Here is a 19,635-nt window from a genome sequence, read left to right on the forward strand (position 1 = left end):
TATAATATATGCTCAACGAGAGTATATATCATGCTGTCGATACCCGAACTGCGTCCTTCGGAACATCTCTATGCGAAAGTGCGCCACGCAATCCCCGCGATCGAATGGTCGATGCTGTCAGAAGATATCGACGCGATCATCGCGTTGAAGAAAAGCCGCAACGCGGTCATCCTTGCTCACAATTATCAGACACCGGACATCTTCCACTGCGTTGCTGACATTGTCGGCGACAGTCTCGCACTGGCTCGTGAAGCAATGCACGTGGAAGCAGACGTCATCGTTCTCGCCGGCGTTCACTTCATGGCCGAGACGGCCAAATTACTCAATCCGTCGAAGACCGTGCTGATTCCCGATCGCGGCGCCGGCTGCTCGCTCGCCGACTCCATCACGCCCGAGGACGTGAGGCTGCTGCGGCAAACTTATCCCGGCGTCCCGATCGTGACTTATGTGAACACCTCGGCAGCGGTGAAGGCAGAGTCGGACATCTGCTGCACCTCGGGCAATGCCAAGGCGGTGATCGAGTCGCTTGGCGTTGAACGCGTGATCATGCTGCCGGACGAATATCTGGCCAGGAACATCGCTGTCGAGACCAAGGTTAAGGTGATTACCTGGACCGGTCATTGCGAGGTGCACGAGCGCTTCAGCGCCGAAGAGGTGCGGCAATTGCGCGAGAACCACCCTGGTGTCGTCGTACTGGCGCACCCGGAATGCCCGCCGGACGTCCTGGCGGAGGCTGATTTCGCCGGCTCGACAGCCGCCATGTCGTCCTACGTCGCAAGCAAACGACCACCGCGCGTCGTGCTTCTGACCGAATGCTCGATGAGCGACAATGTCGCCATCCAGTACCCGGACCTCGAATTCATTCGTCCGTGCAATCTTTGTCCACACATGAAGACGATCACGCTCGGCAACATCCGTCACGCGTTGGAGACGATGCAGCACAAGGTCACGATCGACGACGGTGTCGCAGCGCGCGCACGCCTCGCGGTCGAACGAATGCTGGCCGTCACATGACAGCATTACACGATACGGACGGCGCTCCCGTCATCATCGGCGGCGGCATCGCCGGCCTCATGATAGCCTTGGCGCTCGCGCCGCGACCAGTATTGCTCCTGACCGGCGCGCCGCTCGGCTCGGAATCGTCGAGCGCACTCGCGCAAGGCGGTATCGCTGCCAGTATCGGGGCGGATGATAGTGCTTCGCTGCATCTGGCAGACACACTCGCCGCCGGTGACGGCTTGTGCGATGAAACCATCGCGGCCTCAATCCTCGCCGCAGCGCCCGCCGCAATCGAACAGTTGGCGCGGCTCGGCGTCATTTTCGATCGGGATGCCAGCGGCAAGATCGTCCTCGGCCTCGAGGCCGCGCATTCGAGCCGCCGGATCATCCATGCCGGGGGTGATGCAACAGGCCGGGACGTCATTCGAGCCCTGGTCCGCAAGGTCCGCGAGACGCCTTCGATCACGGTGATCGAGGGAGCCACGGCACAGCGCCTGGTCGTCGAAGACAATGCAGTGGTGGGTCTTCTTGGCCACACCGGTCGAGGACCCGTGCTCTTTGCCACCGATCGTGTCGTCATCGCGACCGGCGGCATCGGAGGTCTGTTTCTGCATGGGACCAATCCGGCGGGATCCTTTGGCCGGGGCCTCGCGCTCGCAGCACGCGCCGGCGCCGTCATGGCCGATCTCGAATTCATCCAATTCCACCCGACCGCGCTCGACAGCAAGTCCTCTCCACTGAAGCTCATCAGTGAGGCCGTACGCGGAGAAGGCGCGATCCTGGTCGATGGGAATGGCGATCGCTTCATGGCCGGTGCCCCCGGCGCCGAGCTGGCGTCCCGCGATATCGTTGCACGTGCCGTCTGGCGGCACATCGCGGCGGGGCATCGGGTTTTTCTCGACGCAAGGGGCGTGAACGGACTCGACTTTGCGCGGCGTTTCCCGGCCATCACGGCACTCTGTCGCGACGTAGGAATCGATCCGGTTACGCAGCCGATCCCCGTCCGTCCCGCTGCGCACTACCACATGGGCGGCATACTGGTTGACCGGACCGGGCGGAGCTCCGTCGACGGTCTGTGGGCCTGCGGCGAAGCTGCCTGCACTGGCCTGCATGGCGCAAACCGGCTCGCCAGTAATTCACTCCTCGAGGCGGCCGTGTGTGGCGGCTGGGTTGCCCAGAATATTGCCGCAACGACCTCCACCCGGCGGCGTCAGCCACTGTTGCCCGGTGGAGTAACAGACAGCGACCCAAGTTTGGTGCGCCCTATTCTGTCGCATGCCGCAGGCGTGTTGCGCGATGGCGAAGGCCTGCGTGCCGCCGCTCGCGCGCTCTATCCGCTCGCGATCTCGCAGCAACCTGCAAGCGACCCCGCAATTGTCGGCCTGATGATCGTGATCGCTGCCTTACGCTGCCAGGAAAGCCGTGGCGCGCATGCACGCACGGACTTCCCGAAGCACACGAGTCTGGCACAGCGTTCGACGCTGCGCCTTGATGAGGCGCTTCAAACCGCGCGAGACGACATCACGGAACTCGTCGCCTAACCCAAAGGATCGCCATGACGCCCTCGCCGCTCCCCCATGTCATGATCGAGCCATTGGTTCGCATGGCGTTGCTTGAAGATCTCGGACGAGCCGGCGATCTCACGACCGATGCGATCGTGCCAGCCGGCCGACGCGCCACGACACTTCTTGTTGCGCGCCAGCCCGGCGTGGTGGCCGGGCTCGACCTCGCTCGACTCGCCTTTCAACTGATCGATCCGGCGATCGAGATGCATATCGCGCGCAACGACGGCGCAGTCCTGACGCCCGGCGACGTGATCGCCACGATCACCGGCCCCGCGCGAGGTATTTTGACCGCTGAACGGGTTGCTTTGAATTTCCTGTGTCGCCTGAGCGGAATTGCGACGGCAACGGCGTCAGTGGTTGCAGCGGTCCGAGACTACCAGACGAAAATTGTCTGCACGCGCAAGACAACGCCAGGGCTGCGCGCCATCGAAAAATATGCGATCCGCGTTGGCGGTGGCAGCAATCACCGGTTCGGCCTCGACGATGCCGTGCTCATCAAGGACAATCACGTCGCCATCGCCGGCAGCGTAACCGAGGCGTTGAAGCGGGCGAAAACCGGTGTCGGCCACCTGGTCAAGATCGAACTCGAAGTCGATACGCTCAATCAGCTGCGCGAGGCGCTCGATCACGGTGTAGACGCCGTGCTTCTCGACAATATGAATCCAGCGACGCTCACGGAAGCAGTCGCGATGGTCGCAGGTCGGGCGGTAACCGAAGCCTCCGGCCGCATCACACCCGCTACAGCGCCACACATCGCTGCGACCGGCGTAGATCTGATCTCAATCGGATGGCTCACCCATAGCGTCAGCGTTCTCGACATCGGGCTCGATTTCAAACGGGACGATTTGAAGATGTGAGTCAGGTTATTGATGTTGTTGCGGTCGAACTCAATATCAACAAAAAGCCTCAGCAACTATCCCGATTGCAACTTCGTACCAGTAGCTTCGTCGATCCCGCGCCGCGCGGCCTTCGTCCTCTAGCCCGCTTCTCTCGGGAGACCAAAAGCATCATATCTTTTCACTGCTCCGCGACAAAATGCACGTCCGATCGGTAAAGGCATCGTCACTGTTTAACTTCGCGTGGCGATGCTTCTCAGCGCCTGAGCATTGAGAAGGACAAGTGTACGATTCTTGACCAGAACCCAGCCGCGCTCGGCCCAAGCGGATATGATTTTATTTGCGCGCTCCCGCGAAATGCCCACCATCTCGCTGACGCTCTGTTGCGTCATATTCACCACAAGAGATCCATCCATTTGCACGTTCGGCTCCGCAAATTTTATGACGATATGGGCTAGGCGAGCCTCGAGACCGTGAAGGATTACCTCTTCCAGATGCTCGCTCGTCCATCTCAGGCGGGCGCATAACAAATCAATGAACTTGGCAGCCAAAGCCGGCTCGGTTCTAACCAGGGGGATCAGATCGCGCCGCGCAATTCCCCAGATTTCACAATCGCTGTTTGCGATTGCATCGGTTGTTCGGTCGAGGCCATCCAAAACAGCAATCTCGCCAAATGTCTGACCGGCACCGATCAGATTTAACACCGCGCTCTTTCCGTCAGGTGAGGATGCACACATCCGCACCGAGCCCACCACAACTCCGAACAGGTATGTACCGGGGTCTCCGCGTCGAAAAATGTAATCTCCCCGCTCGAAGGTCTGAAAAGACACGCGATGAGACAGCTGGGCAACCGTCTCTGGCGCGAGGTCGCTGAAGATCGCATTCATGCGCATTACTGCCTGACGGCTCGCTGAGCTCGCTGCCTTCGCTTTCGACACCGCGATGTTCCCTGTGCTCCGCACCGGTCCAAAATCAAGGTCTGTTGGGACGTCCGCACCGATCCAACCGGCCAGCCCCGATCCGCACAGCCAATGGTGAGCCGGGACCTGGCGCCTTTGTGTCTCCTGTTTTCGCGATGCGCTGTACGTCCAGACGATCGCAAGCAAGCTGCGAGATCATCAATTCCGAGATCAATCGTGTCACCTGCGGAGCCGCGACACTTGTCCCATTCATCGTTACAACGGACCCGCTGCGCGTACCCGCAGCAAGCAAATTCCTGTGTACTGGCGACTCGTCTCCAACTGCTGACACATCGGGGCTTCGAACGGGGGATGTGCCATCTGCTGTTTCACGCCCCCCCGCCCCCGAATACTCACTGACAGCCTTGTCGCTGCGAAGATAAGCACCCACGACGATTGCGTGCGTCCCTGTTGCCAATGCGTTGATCGTACTTTCCCTCCGGACCGGGCTGGAGCCCCTGTCATCTTGCTCCGGTCGCCCGGCAAGATCGAAGCGCACGTAATTCTCGTCTTCAAGCCGAGATTGCCGCCCTGACAACGGATAGCCAAATGGCGTGTCACCGCGCTGAACCCAGACATCGACTGTCGTGGCTGCCCCTTTGTTTTTGAGTTCGATCAGCCACGTCCCGGACGGCGCAGTCAACGAGGGCATTCCGAGATCAGCCGTGGGTGCCATGGCAAGGAATATCTGCGATCGCTCCCCGACTGCAGTATAGTACTTCGCGAAAAACCGGAGCTGGCCTGATATGCGCCACTGCCAGTTCTGGTTAGCCCCAATCCAAGGACTGCGCTGGTTCGTCGGAGTGGTAATCCTTATGGCGATTTCGGGCTGGGACTTCTCTGTTGTCTGTTTGGGCAGCCACAGCTCCATAAAGCTGTTGGCCTTATTGTCGGGCTGCACGCGCCACCGCAAGCGTTTGGGCGACTGGCCAGGGACTGATGCCTGAGGCAGCTCGACCAAGGCATGACATCGCGCCAGATAGTGATTTCCGGCTGGCAGAACGACCCTGAGCGGTGCAGTGCGTGACGCTATCAACTGATCGATCGCAGCTTCCAGCTGTGACGTGCCATCGTGCGGGCCGGCAATGGTCCCATAACTCAAATTGATGACCACAGGGATCGGTCCCGTTCCTTCGGCGGCCGAAATCTGATCCGCACGACCGAGTACATAGGAGATGGCGGCGTAGACATTCGGAGTCAGGAATGCGCCTGACGTCTCCTCTGTCACCCACTTCGGCAATTGAACGCCGATGATATAGGGAAGGTTGGTATCTGCGGGAACCGCATGTTTCGGGTCGAGCCCGCAAGCGATATCCATGACGTGCGTACCGTGCTTGGCGCGGCGAGCAGCCAGATTCTGGCCGGCCAACCGATAGAACTCATCCTCATCCAGCAATCCAGTATGCGTGCAGGACGCCAGAAGCTGATTGATCTCGTTCTCCTGCAACTCGCGCCCCCAGCCGAATCCGGCCGGCCGGCCTGTATTTGTGTGATCGTCCTGGTTCCAGAAATACTTCACCCGCGATCGGCCATCCTGAAAGCGGAATCTCTCATGGGCGAACGCCAATCCGTCATCGATGATCGCGACAATTGCCCGCCGCGACGGACTCGTGGCAAGCAACGGCGGCTCGATCGGTTCAGTCTTCTCGAACAGATTCGTCGTCGGCGTTCCAAGCTCGATTCGATTGATCGAGGACAGCAGGGGCGCAAACTGTTTGGCGTCACCGCGCGATGCCTTGCCGGAAACAAATGCGGAAAGAGCCTCACGTCTCGCAATCGCCATACAGCATGTTAGATCGGCACCTCTCAGCGAGGGTGGCGCCTCCTGATAGACCGCGGGAATTCGAATGAACTGATCTAGCCCCGAGCCCACGACGGAACGGGCAAGGGCTTCTGCTGGTCCATCAAGCTCCAGCAAGACCCAGAACCACTCACCCGGGAGATAAGCGAACTCGGTCAGCACTGCCCATTCGAGATAAGGTGAAACCCGCTTCCGTCCTTCTGCCATAACGCACACCTCGCGAATGCGATTTTTCTACCGTCATGCCTCAGCGGCTAGCTCACCTCTGCAAACGCTGCGTCCCACAGCCACTTTAAAATCGGTGATACAGCCGGTGGCGTTGAGGGGAGCAGATCGACATAGGGTGGATCGATCAAGGGACTTAGCCTTTCCTGCCCGGTTGCAGGATCGTAGAAATCATGAAAATCGAAGTCCTGAGTAGTACCGTATCGCTCGCCGTCGAAACGCCATGCGTCGAAGCTCGGCCCGCCTGTCGTCGCCCGCAGAATGAAATAGCGGGCTAATGACAGTCCGAGCACCTGCCCGGCCGCAGTATCGACCGGGAAATGGACACCTGCCACCGTGCGGTTCACCGCGATCCGCGCCGCCTGCCGCATCAACTGCTCACCAAGTTTAGGCTCGCGCCCGTACAGCTCCCACAGGATGCGCGCAATCATGTGATTTTCGGTGGAATGACCGCTCGGAAATGTCCCGTGGCCCGGGGTCAGAATGATCGGTTGAACCTGAGACGACAGTTCATATGGTCGCCAGCACGCCAGAGCATGCTTGATGCGCATTTCCACCGCGGTTGCAAATCGAAGAGCAGCATCGAGCAGCTCGATCGTCTTCTTGGTACGATCCGGATGCAGGTTCACGACCGAACTCCAGAACGCATATTGAGGGCCGAGCTGGGTCACGATTTCCGAAACACGATCCTCGCGAAGATCGGAGTATTGATCCAGAAAATCCAGCTGGCCTTTGAAAGTCTCGACCGGCGGCCGGATCAAGGTCGCAATCCGGCTCGACTTCGCTTTGGGAGAGGGATCGGCCGCCGTGGTTTGAACGTGGAATTGCCAGACCGTGACCGAGTTTTCGCTCGGTGTCCGGGAGACGTTCTTGCCCTGATCCTTGTAGCTGAATGTCTCTGAGTGACTTGTAAAATGGAGGTGCGACAGCAGTTCGAAGTCTATGACCGCTGCCCGCACCCATGGCTCCCAAAGCGCGAGGTTCTTCTTGTCGTCCAGCGCACGTGGCGACCGGTTGACGGTCTGACCGAGCCAGCTTCCGACGATACCGTCGCGGTGCTTGACGAGTGCATCGGCAACCAGCGGCGACCCATAACTGCCGTAGGGGCCAGCTCCAGCACCGCCCGCGCCGCCTGCGCCTCCGGCACCGCCCGCTCCCCCGGCACCACCGGCGCCGCCTGCGCCCCCCGCACCTCCTGCGCCGCCTTCAGGACCCATCGTGCACATGTTTTTGCTCCCGTTCTGCTAATTCGGTACACCAGCTCCCTGCAATGCGCTCGACCAGATTCGGCCGGTTTCATATCCCCCACTGGGGTGGCGCTCGCGATATTTCGCGACCGTCAAGCCCGGCTCGAGTTTCATCAGTTCGGTCACCGTCTTGCGCGCCTCTTGATGAAGGCCGAGCTGCCATTGCGCGATCGCAAGCGCGCGAAACGTGGATGTATGCGTGCGATTTGCGCGCAACGAACGGTTGGCAAGATCGATGGCGCGCTTGTATTGCCCGGCAGAGAGAGCAGCCGTTGCGGCCAGGGAATCGTAGAAGTATCTGTGGGGGTCCAGCGGCGACAGTTTCAGCGCGTGCTCGGTGTGTTCGACTGCCGACTTTCCTGCGTCCTTGAAGGCGAGAAGCGTTCCCTTTAGCAGCCACGCCATCGCATCATTGGGATTGACGCGCAGCGCGAGGTCATACTGCTCCTGAGCGACGTCAAATTGTTTCAGTAGATTGGTATGAGCAAAGCCCATAACCACCAGCGCGAGGGAACAGCGCGGATCGGCACTCAGCGCTCGTCGCCCGCAATCGAGCGCCAGTTGCGTATCCGCACTCCAGTCATCGGTCCATCCCTGCTGGACCCGCAATATGTGCCACTTGGCCATCCATGCCCACGGTACGGCCTGCCGAGGCATACGCTCGGTCAAGACCTGGAGCATCTGGCGTGATCTGTCAAAATCTTGCACCGAAAGGCGATGCATGAGCGCGATCGCGCCCATCAACAACGTGTAGCTCTCGACGGTCGGGAGTGATTGCGACTGCGCGCGTTCAAGCTCGCGCGCCATGATCGCCAGGCTGACTGCCGTCACAATACCCGCGACGACCCCATCCCTTCCGCTGATCAAGGCTGTCGCACTACAAACGAACGAGTCAGACCAAACAATCGTCAGATTCGACGACGATGCCAGTTCGAGGTTCATCCGCAGCTTGCTTCCGGCCTTGCGGTAAGAACCCGACAAAACGTAGTTCGCCATCAAGTAGCTGCTGATCTCCTCGACCGAACTATCCCGCCCGCGAAAGACAGACGTCGACAGGCGCGAGATGACGTTCAGCTCCGATGAGCGCGAAAGCGCGGATATGACTTCGTCGGCGAGCACTTCGCCAATGACCCGATGTTCCGAACTATCATCGAGCCCGGTAAAAGGCACGACCGCGACGGTGGGGCGCAACTGCGGCATGGATACAGCACCTGGCTCGATCACGGGTCGCGGCCCCGGTGGGCCGACACGATAGGCTCGAACGGGTTCATGCACATGTTTAAGGTAACAAGCTCCCAAATCCTCGACGTCGGCGTCCAATACAGGCACGAGTTGGTCGCGAACATCGGCCGATACAACAATTTCTCCCGGCCCCGCTAGACTTGTGAGTCGGGCTGCAAGGTTAACGTCAGCCCCGTAAACATCGTGCTCGTCAGCAAGAAGATGACCGACGTGAGCTCCTTCACGGACGAGGATATACTGATCTTGCGGAACGCCTTTATTAATAACTGCACACGCATTCTGGACTGCAAAGGCAGCTTTCACCGCGAGGGGAGATTGAGGGAATTCGATCAGGAGCCCGTCCCCAAGGCTCTTTACCAGCCGCCCCTCGAACCGCGGCAGGATATCTTCATCTACCGTTTTAACGAGTTGACGCCATCGCTGTACGGTGCCGGCCTCGTTCTCTTCCATCAATCGCACGGACTCGACCACGTCCACGAAGAGCAGTGTGCGCACCACCCATTCCGGATTCTCGAACGCGAGTGAAGCGCTTGATCTAGCCATCAGCCACGCTGGTCAATGTTCTGATCCGCACTCTTGTGCACTAATGCGCACAAAATCAGTATCACGGGCGGATCGCACTCAATTTTGATCGCCAAGAACTTGTTAGCTAGACTTGAACAACGGCGATTTCAGGACGTCGCTCCTGACGACTAGATTGCAACCAGGTCGCCACGTGACTCGACTTTGATACGCCAGCCGTTGTCTTCAATACCTGCCGCTTGACCGAATGGTGCTATCCCGATCATAGACCAGGAGTTCTTCAGCCGGCAACTGCGACCTGCGCGTAGCGATGGCGCCTCCGCCCCGGGCGACGGATGCATATCGTTAAAGCCTGAAACGATTTGCTTCACGATGGCAGGGACGGCGGCGGTCTTCCCAACCACGATCGCACACATGAGGACGGCGCAAATCACTCCGGCCCCGATCATCAAGCGATGGTATAATCGACGATAGGATTGCTCCAGTTTATCTCCCGATGCACTCATGATTACCTCCAGATAAGGCACATAGCCTTACTGCGTCCCGCTGGAGGTGGATGTGACGAGCGTCACATCCCGGGATTATTTTGTCTAATTGCCGATGCTCTTTGTCCCGGCCTCGCCGCCCCTTGAACCAAAAGATGGCGTATCAGGCTACGCGTGGCTTCGAGGAAGCGCAGCGTACTCCTGATCGTAGCTGGCGTAGGATTCCTTGAGCGTCGCCAGATTGAGCAGCATCGTCGCGGCCAGCGCGTTCGAGCTGTCGAAGACTTCGGTGCGCACCCACAGGCTCTCGGTTCGCTTGCTGCCGGACATCGCGACGACCTCGCGGTCTAAGCGGTAATCTTCTCCAACGAACAGCGGCCCTCGCAGCAACCGGATTTCCTGATCGGCGAACAGGCCGACTGCCGGCCCCTTGACCGGCAGACGATCCTTCTTGCTGCCGTGCTGAAACAACACGCTGAGCATTTCCACCGGAATGATCGCGCGTCCCCATGGCGAGTTGCCTGCGCTCTCGGGCGAGTAATATGGCGACGGCTCGGTGATGACCTTGAGCTTTTGTTCAAGCGAGAATGGATAGAGCTCGCCCATGTTCTGATCGAAATCCATCCGAACCGTCTGCGATGCGGTGGTCATGCCGAGCTTGATGTCGCGCAGGATTACGGCATCACTCAGCGGCTTCAGCTCAGTGAGTCGGATATCCAGGGCGGAGGCCGGCGCGTCACTGCCGATCGATGCACTACCGCGCAACACTTCGGTGCCATCACGCTTCACCATCCTGATCGTGCAATAATGCCCGCCATCGATCGGCTTTTCGACAATGGCCTGTACCTCCTCGCCCTCAAAGGCGGCAGCACGGTAATGCGCCGAGATACAGCCCGCCTCGAACCAGTCCTTGCCCCACAGTCGTTCGCAGAGCGGTGCAAACTGGCTGAAATGGGTCGGCCCCTCGATGGTCCCGCCCTTGAAGCCGAGCTTCTGCGCGGTGGCATCGTCATGGATGGATGCGTGAGAGTCGTAAGTCTGCGCATGGAGCATCTGTCGAGGCTGTCGCCACGGCCCGACCAGTGCATTTCCGGTGTCCTCAATCACGGTATCGAATGCCTTTGATATCATTGGAAAGCCCTCCGGGAATGTGAGCCGTCGGCCGTTGTAACTACCATGTGTCAACACAGGGACGCTTGCGACCCTCGCGTTGCGGCGGCTTCGGCACCGAACGCAGACCGGCCATCACCCAGCGCCGCGTCTCGGCGGGGTCGATGACATTGTCGATCTCGAACACCGAGGCGATCGAGGTCGCCTTGCCGTTGGCATAGAGCTCGGCGACCTTGTTCTTGTAATAGGTCTCGCGCTCGACGGGATCGGCGATCGCCTCCATTTCCTTGCGGAAGCCGAGCCGGACGTAGCCTTCCAGCCCCATGCCGCCAAATTCGCCGGTCGGCCAAGCCGCGGTAAAGAACGAGGCGTGAAAGCCGCCACCGATCATCGACTGCGCACCGAGACCATAGCCCTTGCGCAGCACGATGCCGAACAACGGCACCGTGATGCTCGCGCCGGTGACAAACATACGCGCGACATGGCGCACGATCGCAGTCTTCTCCGCTTCCGGCCCGACCATGAAGCCCGGCGTATCGCAGAGCGACACGATCGGAATGTCGAAGGCATCGCAGAGCTGCAAGAAGCGCGCGGCCTTGTCGCCGGCTGCAGCATCGATGGCGCCGCCGAGATGTTTGGGATTGTTGGCGATCAGGCCGAATGGCTTGCCCTCGATGCGAATGAACGCCGTGATCATGCCGACACCGAAATCGCGCCGGATTTCGAGCACGGAATCTTCATCAGCGATCAGATCGATTACCACGCGGATGTCATAGACCCGCAACCGGTTCTCCGGAATCGCACGGCGGAGTAGCCGCTGATCGGGCGCACGCCATTCCGTCACAGCGCCCTGGAAGTAAGACAGATATTTCTGCGCGGCCCGTGTCGCTTCCTCCTCGTCCTCGACGAGAATATCGACGACGCCGTTCGGCGACTGGAACGACACCGGCCCGACTTCGGCGGGATGATAAACGCCAAGGCCCCCGCCTTCGATCATCGCAGGACCGCCCATGCCGATCGAGGCGTTCTTCGTGGCGATGATAACATGACAACAACCGAGCATCGCGGCATTGCCCGCAAAGCAATAGCCAGACACCACGCCTATCACCGGGACGAGACCCGACAGCTTGGCAAACTGCACGAAGGACGGGCCATCGAGGCCGGTGAGACCGAGCCGATCGGTATCGCCGGGACGACCGCCGCCGCCTTCGGCGTAGAACACCAGCGGCATCCGCCATTGCTCGACCAACGACAGCATGCGGTCGATCTTCTTGTGGTTCATATGGCCCTGGGTGCCCGCCAGCACGGTGTAATCATAGGAAATCACCATGCAGCGCGCTTCGTGCTCGCCGAATTTGGCGGCATTGACCGTGGCCGTACCGGCGACCAGACCATCGGCCGGCGTGTTCTTGATGAGATCGTCCAGCGCGCGACGGCGACGCTGGCCGGCAATGGCGAGGCTGCCATATTCCATAAACGAGCCGTCATCGACCAGTTGCGCGATGTTCTCACGCGCGGTGCGCTGATTGGTCTTGCGGCGCCGGTCCACCGATGATGGCCGGTTTTCGTCCAGGGTGTTGCCCTGGCGAGCGATCAGTTCAGCGAGGTCAGGCCGGATGTGGTCGAGATCGATATCCGCTTCTTCGGTGGCGAGGTCGCCGGCCACATCCTGAGGTTCGATGTAAAGTATGGGCTCGCCCTGCATCAGCGTGACACCATCGGATGCCGCGATCCGGGTGACGCGACCGCCCTGCTCCGCAGTCACCAGATGCTCCATCTTCATGGATTCGATGATGGCGAGTTGCTGGCCGGGCCTGACAACATCGCCTTCGGCTACCGGAATGGACACGACCGTTCCCTGCAGCGGCGCCGCGACCGGGACCGATCCTTCCGGCGCGGGCTGCACGACGCCGGTGGACGTCCGCGCATCAGCGGTTGATCCGCTGACGACGAATAGCGGCTTGCTCGCTGTCAGTGTGGCAGCGACCAGATCGGCGACGTTGCGATCGATAAAGCTGGTGCTGATCCGATTGGCCTGGAAGTCGGTATTAGCCAGGATCGCCTGCATCAGCGGAATATTGGTGGCAACGCCCTCGATGCGAAATTCGCGCAGTGCGCGCGTGCCCTTGGTGACCACATCCATCCACTTCAACGGCGAATGGACGATCACCTTGGCAAGCAGCGAGTCGAATGCCGCACTGGTCTTGTAACCGGCATAACCGAACGTATCGACACGCACGCCCGGGCCTGACGGCGGCTCGAAAATCGCGAGCGTACCGCCGGTCGGCTTGGTGGCGCCGGTGGCATCCATGGTCTCCATATTGATGCGGAGCTGCATGGCAAAACCGCGCGGGCTCGGCACCGACGCCTGATCGAGGCCGAGCGACGCCAGCGTGGCGCCACCGGCAACGGCGAGCTGCGACCGCACCAGATCGACCGACAGCACTTCCTCGGTCACGGTATGCTCGACCTGCAGCCGCGGATTGGCCTCGATGAAGGCGAAGGCGCCGTCGCCCTCGCCGGCTTCGCCATCGACCAGAAATTCGAAGGTGCCGAGGCTGTCATATTTGGCTTCGGCGGCAAGCTGTTTGGCTGCCTCGACGATCCGGCTGCGCAGCTTGTCGGACAGCGACGGGCTCGGCGCGACCTCCACCAGCTTCTGATTGCGGCGCTGGATCGTGCATTCACGCTCCCAGAGCTGGCTGATATCGCCATGGCGGTCGCCGATGATCTGCACTTCGATATGACGGGCATCGCGGATCAGGCGCTCGACATAAACGCCATCGCTGCCAAATGCCGCCTTGGCTTCAGACTGACAGCGCGCATAGGCGTCGTCGAGATCTGCGGCGCGTTCGACCACGCGCATGCCGCGCCCGCCGCCGCCGGCCATCGCCTTGATCATCACGGCGGCATTGCTGCCGAGCGACGCGAAGAACGCCTTGACCTCGTCGAGCGTCGACGGGCCTCTGGTGCCCGCGATGATCGGCACACCACAGCGCTTGGCGAGTTGCTTGGCTGCGACCTTGTCGCCGAACAGCTGCAATGCCGCGGGGGACGGGCCGACAAAGGTAATGCCCTCTTCGGCGCAGCGGCGGGCCAGATCGGCGTTCTCGCTGAGAAAACCGTAGCCTGGGTGCAGCGCATCACAGCCGGTGGCTTTCGCGGCACCAATCACGCCTTCGATGTCGAGATAAGCACGGGCGCCGCGGCCGGGGATTTCCCGGGACTCATCGGCGATCCGCACATGCAGCGACAGCGCGTCATCGGCTGAATACATGGCAACGGTAGCAAGGCCGGCGTCCGCCGCGGCACGCGCGATGCGAATGGCGATCTCGCCGCGATTGGCAATCAGCAACTTGCGAAAGGGCATCAAAACTCTCCGTGAACAACAGGCTCGATCCGGGGCGGCATCATCCACACCCGAGGTCATGTAACGTTTGGATTACTGCGGCGCGTTGGCGTCGAGTTCCTGCTTCTTCACCTTGCCGGTGGCGGTCATCGGCAGCGCGTCGATGATGCGAATCTCAGGCACCTTGTAGACGGCCATCCGTTCGGCACACCACGCCTGCAGTTCCGCTGGCGTGACGGTGCCCTTCTCTTCCGGCTTGAGCTGGATGAAGGCGACCGGCACTTGCCCCTTGCTAGCATCTTCGCGACCGACCACGCCCGATCCGAGAACCTTCGGATGCTGACCGAGCAGTGCCTCGATCTCCGGCGGAAACACGCTCATGCCCTTGACCTTCAGCATCTCTTTGCGACGACCGAGGAAATGCAGGAAGCCGTCGATATCGATGGTGCCGATATCACCCGTCCGCAGCCAGCCATCGATCAACGACTCCGCTGTTGCTTCCGGCTTATTCCAGTAACTCTTCAGCAGCGATGGTGTCCGCACGCGGATCTCGCCCTCGCCGCCGAGCGGGACGAGTTCACCTGTCTCGAAATCGGTGATCTTGAACTCGGCGCCGGGCACCGGGAGCCCAACGAAAATCGGCTGCGACAGAAGATCGAAATCATCATCCTGGAAACCAGCTGTGAGGGTGTTGGATGTATGCGTCTCCGTCATCCCCCACGAAGCCTCCGTAAGGATCGTTCCAGTGAGATCCTTCCAGCGTTTGCGATAGGTTGGATTGAGCTTCTTCACGAACGAGACGACACGCACCTGATTAAGCGACGACAGGTCGAATTCCCCAAAGCGCGGATGATCCATCAGCTCGACGGCGCCATCGACCGGCATCGCAGTGACATTGACCTTGTAGCGATCGATTGCCGACAGCGCCCCGATCGCGTCCCAGCGGGCCAGCAGGACAAGCGTTGCGCCCGTAAACATCGGGAAGATCAGGCCGAAATTCTCACCGGCAATCCAGAACTCAGGGAAAAACGACAGGAAGACACTGTCCTCGTTGGCGACCACCGAGATGCCATGATTGGCCGCCGCCGTGTAGACCATATCGCGCTGGGTGTGCACGCACCCCTTCGGCATGCCGGTGGTGCCACCGGTGTAATTCAGCGCGGCGATATCATCGAGCCCGGCCGGCGGCAGCGGCTTTAGCGCGGGCAGCGCAGCCAGCGCCGGCAACAGATCGGTCGCACCGGAGATGGCAATGCGCGGCGCATTGATCGAGTCTGGAACGGGAATGGTCGGCTTGGCCGGGATGACATCGGCGAAACTGGTGACGATCACCTCACGCAGTTTGCTCTCACCGCGCACCTGATCAACCACCGGCACCAGCTGATCCAGCGCCACGATGACTTCGGCATCGGTGTCGTTGAGCTCATAGGAAAGTTCGAATGCGCGCGACAACGGGCTCACCGGCACATGAATGGCGCCGAGCTTGAGAATGCCAAAGAACACGATATGGAATTGTGGGCAGTTCGGCAGGAACACCGCGACCCGGTCACCCTTGCGGACCCCCTTCTCCATCAGCAATGCGGCAAAGCGATCGCTCTGCGTGTCGAGTTCGGCATAGGTGGTAACGTGGCCGTAGAAGATCACTGCCGGGTGTTCGGGCTGGCGCTTCGCCCAGGCGCGTAAATATTCGGTCAGCGCGATTTCGCCATGCGGATATTGCGGCTTGTTGGGCGTGCCCTTGGGCCAGGCCTTGGCCCACAGCTCGTGCAGCTTGGCGAGATACTCTGCTTCGGATCCAGTTTCCCTGGCGCTTGGGGTCATCACCGTCTTCCTTGTTTTTGATCTTGTGTCAGTTGCGTTTCATTGTCGGATCGAGCGCGACGCGCAGCGATTCACCCAGTGTGTTGAAGGCCAGTGCGGTGAACAGGATCGCCAGGCCGGGCGGATACATCTGCTCCGGGGCGATCTCCATGTTCTGATAAGCGCGCGCCAGCATCCCGCCCCAACTCGGATCCGGCGGCTGAATGCCAAGACCGAGAAAGCTGAGACTGGCTTCAGCAAGCAATGCCGCTGCGAGCAGCAGCGTAACCTGAACGATCACGGGCTGGATGGCATTCGGCAGCACGTGGCGCCACAGGATGCGCGGCGTTGATCCGCCGAAGCAACGTGCGGCATCGACATAAAGCTCATTGCGCACCACCAACGTGCGCGCCCGGACCAGTCGCGCCAGTTGCGGCGAAAACACGATGCCAACCGAGATCATGCCGTTCGTGAGGCCGATGCCGAGCGCTCCTGTCACGGCGATTGCCAGCACGATTGCCGGAAACGACAGGAAGCTGTCGATGACACGGCTGATCACCGTGTCGACCCATCCACCGAGATAGCCAGCGATAATGCCGACCGGCACGCCGATCAGAACGGCGATCGTAACCGCAAGGAAACTCGCATAGAGCGACGCCATACCTCCATAGATCAGGCGGCTGAGCGTATCGCGCCCGAGATCGTCGGCGCCGAGCCAGTGTTGAGTCGACACGGTCGCCAGTGCCGCGTCGAGATCCTGTGCGGCCGGCGCGTATGGCGAGATCCACGGGCCGAGGACCGAGATCATGAATAGCGCGACGAGGAAAGTCAGGCTGAAAGCACCGCGTAGATCGCTGACGAACCAGCGTACAAACCCCGAGAGACGTGCCGGCCGACGCTCGGGCGCCATCACAGCATCCGTCATGACGAAATCCTCGGATCGAGGACACTGTAGAGAATGTCCGTGAGCAGATTGAGCGTGACGACGATCAGCACCATGGTGAACACCACGCCCTGCACCACCGGGAAATCGCGGTTCATCGCGCCGTTGACGATCAATCCGCCCATCCCGGGAATCGCGAACACCGCCTCGACCACGACAGTCGCCGCGAGCAGGCGGTTCGCGAGCAGGCTAACGACAGTAAGCAGGTTGACGCTGACATTCTTCAAGCCGTGACGCCACAGGATCGACGATGGCGGCAAACCCTTGGCGTGCAGCGTGCGAACCTGTTGCGACGACAGTATCTCGACGAGTGACGACCGCAGTTGCCGCGCCACCTCGGCAATGCCACCGGACGCAAGCGCCACCGCCGGCAAGATGGCGTGACTGAACGACGCCCACGGATCTTTCATGAGCGATACTGCACCCGTGGCCGGCAGCCAATTGAGCTGCAGCGAGAAGAACGCCACCAGCAGCATGCCGAGCCAAAAATTCGGCACGGCGACACCGAGCGAGGCGATCGCCATGACGAAGCCGTCGATCCACGAGCCCGGCTTGGTCGCCGCGGCAATGCCGAGGGGAATGCCGACCAGCATCGCCGTGAACAGCGCGAGCGCAACGATCAGCAGCGTATGTGGCAAGCAGCGCTGGATCGAGGTCAGCACCGCTTCGTTGGAGATCAGCGAGCTGGAGAGATCGCCATGCGCCGCCTTCCAGAGCCATGAGCCATATTGCAGCAGGAACGGCTGGTTCAGGCCATAGAGCTCGCGGATTTCGTCGATCCGCTGCTCCGACGCATTGTCGCCAGCAAGCGTCACCGCAACATCGCCCGGCACCAGCTTGAGCAGGCCGAACACGATGAAGGTCGACAGCACGACCACCGGGATCGACTGCAGCAGCCGACGACCGATGATGCGGAGACGCGAGGAATTCAACATGCACCATTCCAACCGGAGTAAGGGCGCCGCGACGGTCGCGGCGCCGATGGCCAAGCCGCGACGTCAGCCGAGCGAGATGTTTTCGAATTTCGGCTTGCCGAGCAGATTGGGCTTGAAGCCCTTCACCTTGGCGGACAGCGCATCGAGTTCGAACTGGAATGCGAGCGGGGCGGACAATGCGTTCTCCACCGTGAACTTCTGGATCTTCGCGAACACTTCGGCGCGCTTGGCGAGATCCTCGCTGACACGGCTTTCTTGGATCAGCTTGGACAGTTCAGGGTCGGCAGCGCGCCCGGCATTGTAATAGGCGCCTTTGTCGAAGCCGAGCGCATAGGTCATGCTCGGATCGGGGCGACCGGTCCAGGCCGATACCAGGAGATCGAACTTCTTTTCCGTAGCGAAGAACTGCGCGCTGATTTCTGCGATGGTGCCGCGGGTGAATTTAAGACGGATCCCAGCCTTTCCGAGCTGATCCTGGATCACCTCGCCGCGCCGCACGGAATCCTGATCCGTATAGCCGCCGATGGTCAGTTCGAGGCCATCTTTGTAACCGGCTTCGGCGAGCAACTGCTTCGCCTTCTCCGTGTTGTACGGATACAGGCCGGCGACGTCCTTGTTGAACGCCCAGTGCGAACTCGGCAACGTCATGCGTGCCGCCTCGCCCAGACCGTTCAGCGCCGCCTTGACGAAGGCATCGCGGTCGAGCGCAAAATTGATCGCCTGACGAACCTTGAGATTGTCCAGCGGTGAACGCGCATAGTTCAGATAGAGCTGAATGCAATACAGCGTCGGTGAACTCACCGTCTCCAGATTCTTGGCACGCTCGATCACCGGCTTCAGGCGCGCCGGGAGCTGGAATGCCATGTCGTTCTGGCCGGCGACAACCGAACGCAAGGCTGTGGCGTTTTCCGGAATGATGTTGAACTCAATGCCGTCGAGATAAGGCCGGCCCTGGCGCCAGTACTGATCATGGCGCGTGACAACGATGATCTCGTTGTCGTTCCAGCGCACGAATTTCCACGGACCCGCGCCGACCGGCTTCCGGTCGGTTTCGTTGCCAAGCGCCTTGATATTGGTCGGCGACACCATCATGCCGGCCCGATCCGACAGGATGGCTGGCAGCGCCGTATCCGGGTTCTTCAGTTTCAGCGTGACCTGCAGCGGGCCGGTGACCTCGACCGCGTCTACGCTGGAGAGATCGGGCTTGATGTTGGAGCGCTGGTCGGAGCGGTTGCGTTCGAGATTGAATTTCACGGCTTCCGCATCCATTGCCGTACCGTCGTGGAATTTGATGCCGGTGGTGATGTCGAGCACCATGGTCTTCGGATCGGGGAACGACCACTTCGCCATGCCGGGCTTCGGCTTCAGCGTCTCGTAGTCCCACTCCACCAGCGTGTCATACATGGTCCACAGAATGCTGTGATCCGAGCCGGCGCCACCTGTGGCGGGATCCAGCGACGACGGATTGGCCGGTGCAGCGACTTTCAGCACGCCACCTTTCTTGGCCTCCTGCGCCCAGGCTGGCAGGCCAAGCGCGCCAGTGGCCGCGGCGCCCCCCATCAGCGCGAGAATGTCACGACGGCGCAGCGTCCGCTTGCCCAGATCGATGGTGGTCAT

14 protein-coding genes are annotated in these 19,635 nt (G+C 60.7%); 3 read left to right on the plus strand and 11 right to left on the minus strand.

Annotation, left to right across the window (positions count from 1 at the left end):
- The first annotated feature begins 30 nt into the window (after nt 1–30).
- Genes nadA through nadC form a run of 3 tightly spaced genes read left to right on the plus strand, consistent with a single transcriptional unit; the run spans nt 31 to nt 3,421 of the window.
- A complete protein-coding gene (gene nadA / locus AB8A33_RS18945) occupies nt 31–1,014 on the plus strand; it encodes a quinolinate synthase NadA (RefSeq protein ID WP_439094133.1) in 984 nt (327 codons plus the stop codon).
- On the plus strand, nt 1,011–2,540 hold the full coding sequence (locus AB8A33_RS18950) for an L-aspartate oxidase (protein WP_439094134.1): 1,530 nt from the start codon (nt 1,011–1,013) through the stop codon (nt 2,538–2,540). Before nadA ends, AB8A33_RS18950 begins: the two co-directional genes overlap by 4 nt.
- 14 nt (nt 2,541–2,554) lie before the next feature.
- Nucleotides 2,555–3,421: a carboxylating nicotinate-nucleotide diphosphorylase gene (gene nadC / locus AB8A33_RS18955; RefSeq protein ID WP_439094135.1), complete on the plus strand. Its 867-nt coding sequence runs from the start codon at nt 2,555–2,557 to the stop codon at nt 3,419–3,421.
- Nucleotides 3,422–3,633: 212 nt separating this feature from the next.
- Here nadC and AB8A33_RS18960 read toward each other — a convergent pair whose 3' ends face one another.
- From AB8A33_RS18960 to AB8A33_RS19010, 11 genes are all read right to left on the minus strand, one after another.
- Entirely contained in the window at nt 3,634–4,287 is a 654-nt protein-coding gene (locus AB8A33_RS18960) for a Crp/Fnr family transcriptional regulator (protein WP_439094136.1), read from the minus strand.
- A gap of 85 nt (nt 4,288–4,372) precedes the next feature.
- Nucleotides 4,373–6,367 (minus strand): S8 family serine peptidase, encoded by a 1,995-nt coding sequence (locus tag AB8A33_RS18965; protein WP_439094137.1) that lies wholly within the window; start codon nt 6,365–6,367, stop codon nt 4,373–4,375.
- 47 nt (nt 6,368–6,414) lie between these two features.
- The gene (locus AB8A33_RS18970) at nt 6,415–7,611 is read right to left on the minus strand and encodes a phosphatase PAP2 family protein (protein WP_439094138.1); all 1,197 of its coding nucleotides are present in this window, start codon (nt 7,609–7,611) and stop codon (nt 6,415–6,417) included.
- 18 nt (nt 7,612–7,629) lie between these two features.
- The gene (locus AB8A33_RS18975; RefSeq protein WP_439094139.1) at nt 7,630–9,369 is read right to left on the minus strand and encodes an adenylate/guanylate cyclase domain-containing protein; all 1,740 of its coding nucleotides are present in this window, start codon (nt 9,367–9,369) and stop codon (nt 7,630–7,632) included.
- 197 nt (nt 9,370–9,566) lie between these two features.
- Entirely contained in the window at nt 9,567–9,902 is a 336-nt protein-coding gene (locus AB8A33_RS18980) for a hypothetical protein (RefSeq protein ID WP_439094140.1), read from the minus strand.
- Between the two features lie 147 nt (nt 9,903–10,049).
- Complete coding sequence (locus AB8A33_RS18985) at nt 10,050–11,012, minus strand: hypothetical protein (protein WP_439094141.1); 963 nt, start codon at nt 11,010–11,012, stop codon at nt 10,050–10,052.
- Nucleotides 11,013–11,052: 40 nt separating this feature from the next.
- Nucleotides 11,053–14,361, minus strand: a complete 3,309-nt coding sequence (locus AB8A33_RS18990) for a carboxyl transferase domain-containing protein (protein ID WP_439094142.1) — start codon at nt 14,359–14,361, stop codon at nt 11,053–11,055.
- 72 nt (nt 14,362–14,433) lie between these two features.
- Entirely contained in the window at nt 14,434–16,161 is a 1,728-nt protein-coding gene (locus AB8A33_RS18995; RefSeq protein WP_439094143.1) for an AMP-binding protein, read from the minus strand.
- A 28-nt stretch (nt 16,162–16,189) separates the two neighbouring features.
- Nucleotides 16,190–17,065, minus strand: coding sequence for an ABC transporter permease (locus tag AB8A33_RS19000; protein ID WP_439094144.1), 876 nt, complete (start codon nt 17,063–17,065; stop codon nt 16,190–16,192).
- Nucleotides 17,062–18,018, minus strand: coding sequence for an ABC transporter permease (locus AB8A33_RS19005; protein ID WP_439094145.1), 957 nt, complete (start codon nt 18,016–18,018; stop codon nt 17,062–17,064). Before AB8A33_RS19005 ends, AB8A33_RS19000 begins: the two co-directional genes overlap by 4 nt.
- 63 nt (nt 18,019–18,081) lie before the next feature.
- Nucleotides 18,082–19,635, minus strand: a complete 1,554-nt coding sequence (locus AB8A33_RS19010) for an ABC transporter substrate-binding protein (protein WP_439094146.1) — start codon at nt 19,633–19,635, stop codon at nt 18,082–18,084.

The sequence above is a fragment of the Tardiphaga sp. 813_E8_N1_3 genome (assembly GCF_051811025.1).
In the GTDB taxonomy this organism is placed as follows: Bacteria; Pseudomonadota; Alphaproteobacteria; order Rhizobiales; family Xanthobacteraceae; genus Tardiphaga.

Coding starts and splice junctions, on each gene's coding strand:
- AB8A33_RS19010 (WP_439094146.1), bottom strand. CDS start 19,635: ATGACCACCATCGATCTGGGCAAGCGGACGCTGCGCCGTCGTGACATT.
- nadA (WP_439094133.1), top strand. CDS start 31: ATGCTGTCGATACCCGAACTGCGTCCTTCGGAACATCTCTATGCGAAA.
- AB8A33_RS19000 (WP_439094144.1), bottom strand. CDS start 17,065: ATGACGGATGCTGTGATGGCGCCCGAGCGTCGGCCGGCACGTCTCTCG.
- AB8A33_RS18970 (WP_439094138.1), bottom strand. CDS start 7,611: ATGTGCACGATGGGTCCTGAAGGCGGCGCAGGAGGTGCGGGGGGCGCA.
- AB8A33_RS18990 (WP_439094142.1), bottom strand. CDS start 14,361: ATGCCCTTTCGCAAGTTGCTGATTGCCAATCGCGGCGAGATCGCCATT.
- nadC (WP_439094135.1), top strand. CDS start 2,555: ATGACGCCCTCGCCGCTCCCCCATGTCATGATCGAGCCATTGGTTCGC.
- AB8A33_RS18950 (WP_439094134.1), top strand. CDS start 1,011: ATGACAGCATTACACGATACGGACGGCGCTCCCGTCATCATCGGCGGC.
- AB8A33_RS18985 (WP_439094141.1), bottom strand. CDS start 11,012: ATGATATCAAAGGCATTCGATACCGTGATTGAGGACACCGGAAATGCA.
- AB8A33_RS18965 (WP_439094137.1), bottom strand. CDS start 6,367: ATGGCAGAAGGACGGAAGCGGGTTTCACCTTATCTCGAATGGGCAGTG.
- AB8A33_RS19005 (WP_439094145.1), bottom strand. CDS start 18,018: ATGTTGAATTCCTCGCGTCTCCGCATCATCGGTCGTCGGCTGCTGCAG.
- AB8A33_RS18960 (WP_439094136.1), bottom strand. CDS start 4,287: ATGAATGCGATCTTCAGCGACCTCGCGCCAGAGACGGTTGCCCAGCTG.
- AB8A33_RS18980 (WP_439094140.1), bottom strand. CDS start 9,902: ATGAGTGCATCGGGAGATAAACTGGAGCAATCCTATCGTCGATTATAC.
- AB8A33_RS18995 (WP_439094143.1), bottom strand. CDS start 16,161: ATGACCCCAAGCGCCAGGGAAACTGGATCCGAAGCAGAGTATCTCGCC.